Consider the following 13,223-nt stretch of genomic DNA (forward strand, 5'->3'; position numbering starts at 1 on the left):
ATGGCCGTCATGAGTGTTCACCGTGAGATCCCCCTGGACTTCGACGGCGTGCTGGCGGACGAGGGCAACGGTTCCGTGGTGCGCCGCTCCGTGCTGCCCGGCGGCGTCCGCGTGCTCACCGAGGCCATGCCGGACCAGCGCTCGGTGACCATCGGCTACTGGGTGGCCGTCGGGTCCCGTGACGAGTCGCCCGAGGGCTACGGCGCCACGCACTTCCTCGAGCACCTGCTCTTCAAGGGCACTCCCACGCGCACCGCGATGGACATCGCGGCCGCCTTCGACCGCGTGGGCGGGGAGTCCAACGCCGGCACGGCCAAGGAGTCCACCGTCTACCACGCCCGCGTGCTGGACGAGGACCTGCCGATGGCCGTGGAGGTCCTCACGGACATGCTCACCTCCTCCCTGATCGACCCGGACGAGCTCGAGACCGAGCGCGGCGTGATCCTCGAGGAGCTCGCCATGGACGCGGACGACCCCGTGGACGTGGCCCACGAGAAGCTCGCCGAGGTCATGCTGGACGGCCACCCCCTCGGCCGGCCGATCGGCGGCACGCCCGAGACGATCCGGGCCGTCACCCGCGACCATGTGGTGGGGCACTACACGCACTGGTACCGCCCGGACGAGCTCGTCGTCACCGCCGCCGGCCACCTCGACCACGACGAGGTCTGCCGCCTCGTCCTCGCCGCCCTGCGCGCCTCGGGCTGGGAGCTCACCCAGGGGGCCCTGCCCGCCCCGCGTCGTGCCGTGGACACCGCCGGGGCCGCGGCCTCGCGGGTGCGGACCGGCACGCACACCGTCACCAAGGCGGTCGAGCAGGCCAACGTCCTCGTCGGCGGCCGCTCGCTGTCCACCACGGACCCGGACCGCTTCGCCCTGGGCGTCATGCAGTCCGTCCTGGGCGGGGGCATGTCCTCGCGGCTGTTCCAGGAGATCCGCGAGCGCCGCGGCCTGGCCTACAACACCTACTCGTTCTCCGCCGGGTACTCCGACGCCGGCTACTGGGGCCTGTACGCGGGCTGCCAGCCGGACCGGGTGGACGAGGTGGCCGCGCTGATGGAGGCCGAGCTGGACCGGATGGCCGAGGCCGACGTCACCGGGGAGGAGCTCGCGCGCGCCCACGGGCAGATCTGCGGCGGCACCGTGCTGGGCATGGAGTCCACGGGCGCCCGCATGTCCCGGCTGGGACGGGCCGAGCTGGTCACGGGGGAGTACGTGGACCTGGCGGCCTCCCTCGCCCGGGTCCGCGAGGTCGACGCCGGCCAGGTCCGGGCCGTGGCCGCGCGCCTGGCCGCGGGGGACCGGGCGCGCGTCGTCGTCGCCCCGGCCTGACCTCGGCCACGGCCGCCGGGGCGGGCCGCGTAGGCTGGAGGCCATGACCGAGACCCGCACCCCCTCCGCCGTGTCCGCTCCCGACGACGTCCCGCGCGTCGCGATCCTGGGCGCCCGTGGCCGCATGGGCCGCCACGCGGTGCCCGCGGTGCGAGCGGCCGAGGGGCTGGAGCTCGTGGCCGAGCTCGGCTCGCAGGACCGCCTGGACGCGGTGCTCGACGCCGGCGCCACCCACGTCCTGGACCTCACGGTCCCGGACGCCTCGCCCGAGAACGTGGCCTTCGCCGTGGAGCACGGGCTGCACACGGTCGTCGGCACGTCGGGCTGGGTGCCCGAGCGCCGCGAGCGCCTCGAGGCGCAGCTGGCTGAGCACCCGGGGGTGGGCGTGCTGATCGCCCCGAACTTCTCGGTCGGCTCGGTGCTGGCCTCGGCGTTCGCCGCGCAGGCGGCGCGGTACTTCGAGTCCGTCGAGCTCGTCGAGCTGCACCACCCGGACAAGGTGGATGCCCCGTCGGGCACGGCCGTGCGGACCGCCGAGCTCATCGGCGCGGCCCGGGACGCGGCCGGCGTGCCCGTCTCCCCGGACGCCACCGAGCACGACCCGGACGGCGCGCGCGGCGCCGTCGTCCACGGCGTGCACGTGCACGCGGTGCGCCTGCGCGGCCTGGAGGCGCACCAGGAGGTGCTGCTGGGCGGGCCGGGCGAGCAGCTCGTGGTCCGGCACGACGCGTTCGACCGCGGGGCCTACATGCCCGGCGTCGTCCTCGGCCTGCGGACCGTGGCCTCCCGCCCGGGTCTGACCTATGGACTGGACGGATACCTGGACCTTGGCTGAGCCCTCCCGCACCCCCGACGACGGCGCCGTGGGCCCGCCCGCGCCCGCCGTCCGTGCCCGCCGCTCGACCGTGATGAGCAAGGTGTGGGTCGGCTTCGTGTGCCTGCTCGTGCTGCTGTTCGCCGGGTTCGCCCTCAACGCGTCCGTCGCGCTGGTGCGCGCCCCGCAGCCACTGGCCAAGGCGATCGGCGCGGGCGTCATCCTCGTGGTGCTGGTGACCGTGGCCGTCCTGGCCCGCGAGGTGTGGTTCGGGCGCCAGACCGAACGCCTGGCCGACCAGCTCGAGGCCGAGGGCGGGCTGCCGGAGGACGACCTGCCGCGCTCGCCCGGCGGCCGGATCGACCGGGAGGCCGCCGACGCCCAGTTCGAGCTGTACCGCGTGGAGGCCGAGGCCGCACCGCGCGACTGGCGCGCCCGCTACCGCCTCGCCCTGGCCTACGACGCCTCGGGCGACCGCCGCCGCGCCCGCGAGGCGGCCCGGGAGGCCGTCCGCCTGCACCGCGCCGGCTGACGCGGCCCACGCGTCGCTCAGCGCCCTCCGACGGCCCGTTCCCCACCCGTCCGGGAGAGCCGGGCCATCACGGCTTCGAGCGGACCCCGTCGGCCGCTGAGCTCGGCGGCCAGCCCGGCCGCGAGGCTCAGCACGACGAGGGCGGTGAGCAGCGCCCCGTCGGCCGGATCGAGTCCGGTCGCGTCCACGAGCGCGAGCACCACGAGGTGCCCCACGTAGAGCGTGAGCGGGATGCGCCCCGCACCCACGAGCGGGCGCAGCGCGGCGTGCCCGACCAGCGGCCGGGCCAGCAGGCAGGCGCCCAGCACGGCGCAGGCCCAGCCCGCCGCAAGCACGGCGGCCACCACGGACCCGGAGTGCGGGGTCGGCAGGGCGAGCCACAGCGGATCCGGGATCAGCAGCGCGAGCCGCGGCTCGCCCGTGCGCAGCGTGAGCGCCGTCTCGACCGGGTCCGTGCCGATCGCCGCGGCGACCCGCCCGACCGTGCCCGGGGCCCGCAGCACCGCCGCACCGACGACGCCGGCCGCCGCCCACGCCGTGGCCCCGCCGCCGAGGATCCCGGCGGCCACGCGGCGACGGTCCAGCGGCAGCCGCCCCAGGGCCAGCCCCAGCACGAGGAACGCGCCCCAGGACAGGACGGGGTAGTAGCCCGTGACCGTGAGATCGGCCAGCAGCAGCCCGGGACGCAGCAGGTCCGCGGGGCCGGGGGAGAGCCAGAGCCGCCCGCCCACGAAGAACTCCTGACGCCCCACGGCGGCCTGCGCGGCCGCGACCACCGCGAACACCAGCACCGGCCCGAGCACGAGCCACGCCCCCGCGATCAGGCCCAGGGCGCGGGCGCGCAGGCCCAGCAGGGGCAGCGCGAGCAGGAAGAGCAGGGCGTAGTGGCACAGGATGACGGCCACGGGGACGCCGAGCGTCCCGCACGCGAGCCCGAGCACGAACAGCAGGCCCGCCCGTCGGGCGATCCGGCGGCGCAGCGCCGCGCGCCGGACCCCCGTGGCCGGCGTCGCGCCCCCCGTGGACAGGGCCAGCCCGACTCCGGCCAGCAGGACGAACAGCACCGAGGCGCGTCCGGCGAACCACAGGAACGCCGGGTGCGGCGCCCCGTCCGCCGTCACCGGGTCGAGGACGTGGACGGTGATCATGCCGAGCAGGGCGATCGCGCGGGCCGCGTCGACGCCGGGCAGCCGGCGACGCGCGGGCCGGTCCGGGCGGACGGCGGCGGGGGGCGGGGCGGGACGCAGGGCGGGCTCCTCTCGGGTCGCCGCGCGTCGCGGAGGGGCCACGGACGGCGCGGGCCCCCAGTCTCGCAGGTAGGGTGGGGCCCATGAGTGCCGTCCGTTCCGCCGTCATCCCCTCCGAGCTGCTCTTCGGCACGGTCGTGCCCGCCATGGTCACCCCCATGACGGACGAGGGCGCCGTGGACCTCGAGGCGGCCGCCGCGCTGGCCGAGCACCTGGTGGACCGCGGGGCCGACGGCCTCGTGGTCACCGGCACCACCGGCGAGACCTCCACGCTCACGGACGACGAGAACGTGGCGATGTTCCGCACCGTCGTCGAGGCCGTGGGGGACCGCGCCAGGGTCGTGGCCGGCACCGGCACCAACGACACGGCGCACACCCTCGAGCTGTCCCGCCGCGCGGCCGAGACGGGCGTGGACGGGCTGCTGCTCGTCACCCCGTACTACAACAAGCCCAACCAGGCCGGCATCCGCGCGCACTTCGAGACCGTGGCCGACGGCGTGGACCTGCCGATCATGCTCTACGACATCCCGGGCCGCTCCGTGATGCCGATCGAGCCCGAGACGCTGATCGCGCTCGCGCAGCATCCCAACATCCGTGCGCTCAAGGACGCGAAGGGGGACCTGCAGTCCACCACGACCGTCCTGGCGCACACGGACCTCGACCTCTACTCCGGCGACGACGGCGCGACCCTGCCGCTCATGGCGCTCGGCGCCGTGGGGGTCGTCTCGGTGGCCGCGCACGCGGCCCCCGAGCTGTACCGCCAGCTCGTGGACGCCGTCCACGCAGGCGACCTGGCCGGTGCCCGTGATCACCACTTCGCGCTGGACCCCGTCCAGCGCGGCATCATGACCCATGTCCAGGGCGCGGTGGCCGCGAAGGCCGTCCTCGCCGCCCAGGGCGTCATCCCGTCCGCAGCCGTGCGGCTGCCCCTCGTCCAGGCCACGCGGGACGAGCTCTCCGTCATCCGAGCCGACCTCGCGGAGGCCGGCATCACCTTCTAGAAGGGACCCGTTCCATGACCGCAGGCACCCGCCTGTCCACCCCGCCCAAGCTCAAGCGGGGCACCTGCCGCATCGTCCAGCTGGGCGGCCTCGAGGAGGTCGGCCGCAACATGGTCACCTTCGAGATCGACGGCAAGATCCTCATCGTCGACTGCGGCGTCCTCTTCCCCGAGGAGCACCAGCCCGGCGTCGACCTGATCCTGCCGGACTTCGACTACATCCGGGACCGCGTGGACGACGTCGTCGGCATCGTCCTGACCCACGGCCACGAGGACCACATCGGCGCCGTGCCGTACCTGTTGCGCCTGCGCGACGACATCCCCGTGATCGGCTCCAAGCTGACGCTCGCCCTGATCGAGGCCAAGCTCGAGGAGCACCGGATCAAGCCGCGCACCCGCGTGGTCAAGGAAGACGACATCGTCGAGTTCGGCCCGTTCGAGTGCGAGTTCGTGGCCGTGAACCACTCGATCCCGGACGCGCTCGCCGTCGCCATCCACACGGACGCCGGCACCATCCTGCACACCGGCGACTTCAAGATGGACCAGCTGCCGCTCGACGGCCGCATCACGGACCTGCGCGCCTTCGCCCGTCTCGGCGAGGAGGGCGTGGACCTGTTCATGACCGACTCCACGAACGCCGAGGTCCCGGGGTTCACCACCACGGAGGCGGAGATCGGCCCCACCCTCGAGCGCTACTTCGCCACGGCGAAGCGCCGCATCGTGGTGGCCTCGTTCTCCTCCCACGTGCACCGCGTGCAGCAGGTCCTCGACGCCGCCCACAAGCACGGTCGCAAGGTGGCCTTCGGCGGGCGCTCCATGATCCGCAACATGACCATCGCGGCGAAGCTCGGCTACCTCAACGTGCCGAACGGGATCCTCGTGGACATCCGCAAGGTGGACAAGTACCGCGACGACGAGATCGTGCTGATGGTCACCGGCTCCCAGGGCGAGCCGATGGCGGCCCTGTCCCGGATGGCCAACGGCGACCACCAGGTGCAGCTGGAGGAGGGCGACCTCGTCGTGCTGGCCTCCTCGCTGATCCCGGGCAACGAGAACTCCGTGTTCCGCGTGATCAACGGGCTCATGAAGCTCGGCGCGACCGTGGTGCACAAGGGCATGGCCAAGGTGCACGTCTCCGGCCACGCCTCCGAGGGCGAGCTGCTGTACTGCTACAACATCGTCGAGCCCGAGTTCGTGATGCCGGTGCACGGCGAGACCCGCCACCTGATCGCCAACGGCCGGATCGCGGAGAAGACCGGCGTGCCGGCCGAGAACGTCATCCTGGCCGGCAACGGCACCGTGGTGGACATGACCGACGGTCTCGTGAAGGTCGTCGGCGAGGTGGAGTGCGGCTACGTGTACGTGGACGGCTCCTCCGTGGGCGAGATCTCCGACTCGGACCTCAAGGACCGCCGTGTCCTGGGCGAGGAGGGCTTCCTCTCGATCATCACCGTGGTCAACCGGCAGACCGGCGCGATCGTGTCCGGCCCGGACGTCCACGCCCGCGGCGTCGCCGAGGACGAGAAGGTGTTCGAGGAGATCAAGCCGAAGATCGTCCGGGCGCTCGAGGAGGCCGTGCAGTCCAGCAAGGACCACACCGCCCACCAGCTCCAGCAGGTGGTCCGCCGGACCGTCGGCACGTGGGTCAACCGCAAGCTGCGCCGCCGCCCGATGATCATCCCGGTGGTCCTGGAGGCCTGACCCCTCCGGGTCGCCATGCCTGCCGTGTCCGCGGTTCGCGGTAGTTTGGTGGGCATGGCGACCCGTACTTCCCCCACGCGTTCGTCGTCCTCCTCCGCCACGTCCCGCTCCGGCTCCGCCGGACGCCGAGGCTCCGGACGGAAGGGGTCGACCGCGACCGTCCCCGAGGCCGACCGGCCCGCCGCGCCCCTGCGCGCCCTGCACACCCTGTGGATGGGGCTGGCCACGCCGGTCGGCGCCGGCTTCCGCAAGCTCGGCCCGGACGTGCGCATCGACCGCGAGGAACGCCGTGACGGCACCGGCCTGGTCCTGCTGCTGCTCGCCGCGCTGATCGCGGCCGTGGAGTGGTGGGGCCTGCGCGGCACCGCCGTCGGCCGCGTGGTGCACGGGGTGGTGGGCGGCACCGTCGGGTGGTTCGCCCTCCTGGTGCCGATCGCCCTGCTCGTCGTGGCCGTGCGCTGCTTCCGCCACGCCACGGACCATCGCGCCAACGGGCGCATCATCATCGGCCTGCTCATGGCCACGGTCGCGGGCTCCGGCATCGCCCACCTCGTGGGCGGCGTGCCCTCGGCCGCCGACGCCTTCGAGGACATGCTCGGCGCCGGGGGCATGGTCGGCTACCTCGCGACGGCGCCGCTGGCCTCCCTGCTGACACCCGTGCCCGTCTGGGTCCTCATGATCCTGCTGGCCTTCTTCTCGGTGCTCGTGCTCACCGCGACGCCCGTCGGCTCGATCCCGCAGCGGATCGCGGGCGGCTACGACTGGCTCACGGGCCAGGACCCCGAGGGCGCCTCCGAACAGCGGGCCGCCCGCCGTGCCGAGCGGCGCCGGGCCCGTGAGGAGCGCCGCGAGGCCGAGGACCTCGCCGCCCCGCTCTCCGTGGACGCGGAGACCGGGCGCACCCACCCGGACCACGACCAGTCCTACCTGGACGGCCCGGCCGCCGGCGCCCACGCCGCCGGGGCCTCCCGCCCCGGCCTGTTCGCGCGCCTGTTCGGCGGGCGCCGGGCACGCGAGGAGCAGGCCGCCGACGCCGCCCCGGAGCACACCGCCAGCACCGCCTACGACTCCCCGGTGATCCACGAGGCCGAGGTCGGCTCCCACGCCGCCCCCGAGGCGGAGACCACCCAGGTCCTGCCCCGGCCCGCCCCCCGGCGAGCCGCTCGCGGGGAGCAGGGCGTGTTCGACTCCGAGCAGGCCGCCGCGGACGCGCGGGACGCGGGCCGGGACGCCTCGGACGACTTCGACCCGTGGGTGGACGAGGACGACGCGCCCGAGGACGCGGACGCCGAGCCGCAGCCGCCCGCCGGAGTGCGCCGGCCCACGGCCGCGGACCGTGCCCTCGAGCAGGTCCGCGAGCACGCCCGCGCCCAGCGCGAGGCCGCCGCCCCGGCCGCCGCAGCCCCGGAGGAGGACGCGGGGGAGGACACCCCGTTCGCCCTGGACGACGCCCCACGTCAGGGCTCCGGGGCCGCCGCACCGTCGTCGTCCTCCGCCGTGCCCGCCAGCACCCCCGCGCCGGTGCCGCCGGTGACCGCCGAGCCGGCCCGCGGCACCCAGTCCGAGCTGGGCGGGGACGTGTCCTACACGCTGCCGCAGTCGGCCCTGCTCCCGGCCGGGCCCCAGCCGAAGGAGCGCTCCGAGGCCAACGACCGGGTCGTCGCCGCGCTGACCACCACGTTCACCGAGTTCAAGGTGGACGCCCAGGTCACCGGGTTCTCCCGCGGGCCGACGGTGACGCGCTACGAGGTCGAGGTCGCCCCCGGCACCAAGGTGGAGAAGGTGACGGCGCTGGAGAAGAACATCGCGTACGCGGTGGCCTCCTCGGACGTCCGGATCCTCAGCCCCATCCCGGGCAAGCGCGCGATCGGCATCGAGATCCCCAACACGGACAAGGAGGTCGTGGCCCTCGGCGACGTCCTGCGCTCGCAGGCCGCCCAGCGCACCGACCACCCGATGGTGATGGGCGTCGGCAAGGACGTGGAGGGCGGCTACGTGGTGGCCAACCTGGCGAAGATGCCCCACATGCTCGTGGCGGGCGCCACCGGCGCCGGCAAGTCCTCGTTCGTGAACTCGATGATCACCTCGATCCTCATGCGCTCCACCCCGGACGAGGTGCGCATGGTGATGGTGGACCCCAAGCGCGTCGAGCTCACCGCGTACGAGGGCGTGCCCCACCTGGTCACCCCGATCATCACGAGCCCGAAGAAGGCGGCCGAGGCGCTGCAGTGGGTCGTCAAGGAGATGGACACCCGCTACGACGACCTCGCGGCGTTCGGCTACAAGCACGTGGACGACTTCAACAAGGCCGTCCGGGCCGGCCAGGTGAAGCTGCCGCCGGACTCCAAGCGCGTGCTGCGCCCATACCCGTACCTGTTGGTCATCGTGGATGAGCTCGCGGACCTGATGATGGTCGCCCCGCGCGACGTCGAGGACGCGATCGTGCGCATCACCCAGCTGGCCCGTGCGGCCGGCATCCACCTTGTTCTCGCCACGCAGCGGCCGTCCGTGGACGTGGTCACGGGCCTGATCAAGGCCAACGTGCCCTCCCGCATGGCGTTCGCGACGTCGTCGGTCACGGACTCCCGCGTGGTCCTGGACCAGCCCGGCGCGGAGAAGCTGCTCGGCCAGGGCGACGCCCTGTTCCTGCCGATGGGCAAGTCCAAGCCCATGCGCGTGCAGGGGGCGTGGGTCAACGAGTCCGAGATCCACGCCGTCGTGGAGCACGTGAAGTCGCAGATGCAGGTCCAGTACCGCGCGGACGTGATCCCCGAGAAGACCGAGAAGGTCATCGACGAGGACATCGGCGACGACCTGGACCTGCTCCTGCAGGCCGTCGAACTCGTGGTCACCACGCAGTTCGGCTCCACGTCCATGCTGCAGCGTAAGCTGCGGGTGGGCTTCGCGAAGGCCGGCCGCCTCATGGACCTCATGGAGTCCCGCGGCGTCGTGGGCCCCTCCGAGGGCTCCAAGGCCCGCGACGTGCTGGTCAAGCCCGACGACCTCGCGGACGTGCTCGCCACCATCTCCGGAGACACCCCGCCCTCGGCCACCTCCGGCGACGGCGACGCCTCGGCCGGAACCGGCGACGGCGACGCCTCGGCGTCGGCCGCTCCGCGCGACCTGGTGCAGGAGGACCTGGACTCGCGCCCGGCCGCCGTGGACTGGAACGACGAGGACGATGATGAGGGATCGGAGGACGCGTGGCAGCTGACGGGCAGATGAGCGCGGCTGGCGGGGCGCAGCACGTGTCCGCCTGGAACCTGCCGAACATCCTGACCTCGGTGCGCATCCTGATGGTGCCCTTCTTCGCCTGGGCGCTGTGGGCCGGCGGGCCGTGGGGCGGCGACTCGCTCGTCGCCCGCTGGGTCGCGCTGGCGCTGTTCGCGGCGGCCATGTACACCGACAAGCTCGACGGGGACATCGCCCGCGCCCGCGGGTTGATCACCGACTTCGGCAAGATCGCGGACCCCATCGCGGACAAGCTGCTCACGGGCACGGCCCTCGTGCTGTTCTCCCTGCTGGGGGAGCTGTGGTGGTGGGTGACCATCGTGATCCTGGTGCGCGAATGGGGCATCACCCTGATGCGCTTCGTGGTGATCCGCTACGGCGTGATGCCGGCCGGCCGCGGCGGCAAGCTCAAGACCGTGCTGCAGACCGTGGGCATCGGCCTGCTGCTCCTGCCCTTGGCCCCGGTCGTGGGCGGCTGGTGGCCGTGGGCCGGCTGGGTGGTCATCGGGGCCGCCACCGTGCTGACGGTGCTGACCGGCCTGGAGTACGTCAAGGACGCGTGGGTCCTGCGGCGGGACGCCCTCGCCGCCCAGCGGGGGGCCTGAGGCGATGACCATGGCAGGCGCCCAGGACGTGGTGCACGCGCTCGCGCACGCGGGCCGCACGGTGGCGACGGGGGAGTCCCTCACCGCCGGCCTGCTGGCCGCGCGCCTGGCCGACGTCCCCGGGGCGTCGGCCGTGCTGCACGGTGGCGTGGTGGCCTACCAGAACGCCGTGAAGACCGGCCTGCTGGGTGTGCCGGAGGACCTGCTCGCGCGGGTCGGGGCGGTGGACGCGGACGTGGCCCGGCGGATGGCCCTCGGCGCCCGGGCGGCCCTGGGCGCCGACGTCGGCGTGGCCACCACGGGCGTCGCCGGGCCCGAGCCGCACCAGGGCCAGCCGGTGGGCACCGTGTGGCTCGGCCTGGCCGTGCCCGACGCGGACGCGAACGCGTTGGACGTGCTCGGCGGCGAGCGCGACGGCGCGGCCACCGCGATCCTCCTCCGGCTCGACGGCGACCGGGCCGCGATCCGGGAGGCCACCGTCGCCGCGGCGCTGCAGGCCCTGACGCGCCTGCTCGCCGTCCGCGGCCACTGAGGCGGCACGGGGGCGCCGACCGGCCGCCCCGGTACCCCGTCCCTGGTGCCGGCCCGCCCCGCCGCGTAGGTTCGGCGCGATGGAGACCGCATCGCCTCCCACCCAGCCCGAGCATGCGCCGCAGGACGGCGACGACGCCCCGGGCCCCCGCGTCATCGGCCTCGTGGCCGACCCGGGCACCCCGTGGGCTCTCGTGCGCCGCATCGCCGGGGACGTCGAGGACCGGCTCGACGAACGCCTGCCGCAGCCCGGCGGCTGGCGGGTCGAGACGCGGCAGGAGTCGCTGCCGGTCGGTGCGACCGGGGGCATGGTCCTGGAGGAGCCGGTCCGCTCCCTCGCAGACGGGCAGGGATGGGACACGGTGGTCGCCGTCGTCGACCTGCCCCGGTTCGACGACCGGCGCGGCGTGGTGGCGGACGTCGTGCCGCAGCTGCGGGTCGGCGTCGTGTGCGTCCCGGCGCTGGGGGTCATCACCCCGGCCCGCCGGCTGCGGGAGACGGTGCTGCGGATCGTCGAGCACATCGACACCGCCCCCCACGTGGACCCGCCGGACGGGGAGCTGGACGTGCAGTCCTCCGACGAGTCCGGCGAGGTGGAGGAGGACGACGGCCCGTCCCCGACGGACGAGCCCCCCGAGCCCGACACGGCCGCACTGCGGGGCATCGCCCCCCTGGTCGACGTCGACGCGGACGTGACCACGACCACCCGGATGGGCGGCGGGTCCCGGCGCACGTCCACGGTGTACGTGAAGGGCTGGACGGGCACGCTGCGTCTGCTGGCCGGGATGGTGATGGCCAACCGGCCGCTGCTCATGCCGCGGGACATGACGTTCACGATCGCCTCGGCCAGCGCGGCCGGTGCCTACGGCGTGTTCTTCGGCTCCATCTGGGTGCTCTCCAGCGTGATGTCCCCGGTGCGGCTCGCGGCGGTCAGCGTGCTGTCCGTGGTGCTGCTGGTGGCGTGGCTGGTCACCACGAACGGCCTGTGGACGCACGGTGCGACCCACCGGCACAGCTCGCGGCTGGACAACCTCTCCACCGTGCTCACCGTCGGTCTGGCCTGCACCGTGGTCTACGTCCTGCTCTTCGTCACGCTGCTGCTGGTCGCGCTCATGATCATCCCCGTGGAGTATCTGGAGGAGGAGCTCGACCAGCCCGGCGGCGTGGGCGACTACGTGCGGCTCGTGTGGCTCGCGGCGTCGATGGGCACGATGGCCGGAGCCGTCGGCTCGAGCCTGGACGACTCCGACCGCATCCGGAACGCCACCTACTCCCTGCGGGAACGGCATCGGCGCTCGGAGCGGCACGAGGGCGACGGGGCCGCCGAGGGCCCGACGGCGGGGGAGACCATGTCTCGGGAATGAACGCGACCCCGCCCGACGTTGAATGTAACGAGTCGAGAAGAGTGCCTCGCGGGATCAGGCCCGCGGCCCGGCGCCCTTCAGGAAAAGTCCAGGAGCAGGCGATAGACATGATGCGACATCCCGTCCATTCCCACGGAATCACGCGCTGGGTCGATGACCAGCCCCGTCCCCGCGCGGCCGCCCCCGACATCAAGGAGCGCAGCATGCCCCTCCTCCGCCACGAGATCGGCGACGTCCTGCGCGACGTCCGGCAGCTCCAGGGCCGCACCCTGCGCGAGGTCTCGCACGACGCCCGTGTCTCGCTCGGCTACCTGTCGGAGGTGGAGCGCGGCCAGAAGGAGGCCTCCTCCGAGCTGCTGGCCTCGATCTGCCAGGCGCTGGACATCCCGCTGTCCTACCTGCTGCGGGAGGTCTCGGACCGGCTCGTGGAGCAGGAGGGCATGGTCGTCCCGGACACCCTGCCGGACGACCTCACGGACCCCAGCCTGGGCTCGCTGGCCGGCCGCTGACCCCGCCACCCCCACGGCGCGGGCGCCCTGTCTCGGGGCGCCCGCGCCGTCTGCGTCCCCGTCCCTGACCCCGCGACCGACCACAGAGAGGACCGCCCGTGCGCGAGAGCGAGTTCCGCCGGCTGATGGACGAGGAGTTCGGCCCCGCCCGGGCCGGCCTCGTGGCCGACTCCCTGCACCTGCCCGGCCTGGACACCACCGCGACGGCGGCGCTCGCCGCCGGTGTGGACCCGCGGCGGGTGTGGCTGGCGGTCTGCGACCTGCATGAGATCCCGCAGGAGCGGCGTCTCGGTCGGGACGTGCCGCCGAAACGCTGACGTGTTTCTCTGCCGCCAGAGCCCTGGCCGGTACAGTGGCTGG

The 13,223-nt window shown here is 74.0% G+C and carries 12 protein-coding genes; 11 read left to right on the forward strand and 1 reads right to left on the reverse strand.

Annotated features, from left to right (window positions below):
- From B1A86_RS03445 to B1A86_RS03455, 3 genes are read left to right on the forward strand one after another with little or no spacing between them, the layout of a single operon-like run.
- Positions 1-1,329, forward strand: coding sequence for a pitrilysin family protein (locus B1A86_RS03445; protein WP_036315003.1), 1,329 nt, complete (start codon positions 1-3; stop codon positions 1,327-1,329).
- 43 nt (positions 1,330-1,372) lie between these two features.
- Positions 1,373-2,164, forward strand: coding sequence for a 4-hydroxy-tetrahydrodipicolinate reductase (gene dapB / locus B1A86_RS03450; RefSeq protein ID WP_002855289.1), 792 nt, complete (start codon positions 1,373-1,375; stop codon positions 2,162-2,164).
- Positions 2,157-2,675 carry a hypothetical protein gene (locus B1A86_RS03455; protein ID WP_044658599.1) on the forward strand — a complete coding sequence of 173 codons (519 nt, stop codon included), beginning with the start codon at positions 2,157-2,159 and terminating at the stop codon, positions 2,673-2,675. The genes dapB and B1A86_RS03455 overlap by 8 nt, the downstream gene beginning before the upstream one ends.
- A gap of 17 nt (positions 2,676-2,692) precedes the next feature.
- Here B1A86_RS03455 and B1A86_RS03460 read toward each other — a convergent pair whose 3' ends face one another.
- Complete coding sequence (locus B1A86_RS03460; protein WP_078026114.1) at positions 2,693-3,964, reverse strand: heparan-alpha-glucosaminide N-acetyltransferase domain-containing protein; 1,272 nt, start codon at positions 3,962-3,964, stop codon at positions 2,693-2,695.
- A gap of 41 nt (positions 3,965-4,005) precedes the next feature.
- On the opposite strand from B1A86_RS03460, the gene dapA reads away from it, so the two are divergent.
- The 8 genes from dapA to B1A86_RS03500 all read left to right on the forward strand — a co-directional run bounded on the left by dapA (position 4,006) and on the right by B1A86_RS03500 (position 13,180).
- Positions 4,006-4,923, forward strand: a complete 918-nt coding sequence (gene dapA / locus B1A86_RS03465; protein WP_078026115.1) for a 4-hydroxy-tetrahydrodipicolinate synthase — start codon at positions 4,006-4,008, stop codon at positions 4,921-4,923.
- A gap of 14 nt (positions 4,924-4,937) precedes the next feature.
- Entirely contained in the window at positions 4,938-6,623 is a 1,686-nt protein-coding gene (locus B1A86_RS03470) for a ribonuclease J (protein WP_078026116.1), read from the forward strand.
- A gap of 54 nt (positions 6,624-6,677) precedes the next feature.
- Complete coding sequence (locus tag B1A86_RS03475; RefSeq protein ID WP_078026117.1) at positions 6,678-9,848, forward strand: DNA translocase FtsK; 3,171 nt, start codon at positions 6,678-6,680, stop codon at positions 9,846-9,848.
- Positions 9,845-10,459 (forward strand): CDP-alcohol phosphatidyltransferase family protein, encoded by a 615-nt coding sequence (locus B1A86_RS03480; RefSeq protein WP_036337638.1) that lies wholly within the window; start codon positions 9,845-9,847, stop codon positions 10,457-10,459. The genes B1A86_RS03475 and B1A86_RS03480 overlap by 4 nt, the downstream gene beginning before the upstream one ends.
- A gap of 10 nt (positions 10,460-10,469) precedes the next feature.
- Complete coding sequence (locus B1A86_RS03485; RefSeq protein ID WP_168196731.1) at positions 10,470-10,991, forward strand: CinA family protein; 522 nt, start codon at positions 10,470-10,472, stop codon at positions 10,989-10,991.
- Positions 10,992-11,070: 79 nt separating this feature from the next.
- Positions 11,071-12,354, forward strand: a complete 1,284-nt coding sequence (locus B1A86_RS03490; protein ID WP_138976790.1) for a hypothetical protein — start codon at positions 11,071-11,073, stop codon at positions 12,352-12,354.
- A gap of 107 nt (positions 12,355-12,461) precedes the next feature.
- On the forward strand, positions 12,462-12,863 hold the full coding sequence (locus tag B1A86_RS03495) for a helix-turn-helix domain-containing protein (RefSeq protein ID WP_036315027.1): 402 nt from the start codon (positions 12,462-12,464) through the stop codon (positions 12,861-12,863).
- Positions 12,864-12,961: 98 nt separating this feature from the next.
- The gene (locus B1A86_RS03500) at positions 12,962-13,180 is read left to right on the forward strand and encodes a DUF3046 domain-containing protein (protein ID WP_002856506.1); all 219 of its coding nucleotides are present in this window, start codon (positions 12,962-12,964) and stop codon (positions 13,178-13,180) included.
- The last annotated feature ends 43 nt before the right edge of the window (positions 13,181-13,223 follow it).

This window comes from Micrococcus sp. KBS0714 (assembly GCF_002008305.4).
GTDB classification, from domain to species: domain Bacteria; phylum Actinomycetota; class Actinomycetes; order Actinomycetales; family Micrococcaceae; genus Micrococcus; species Micrococcus luteus.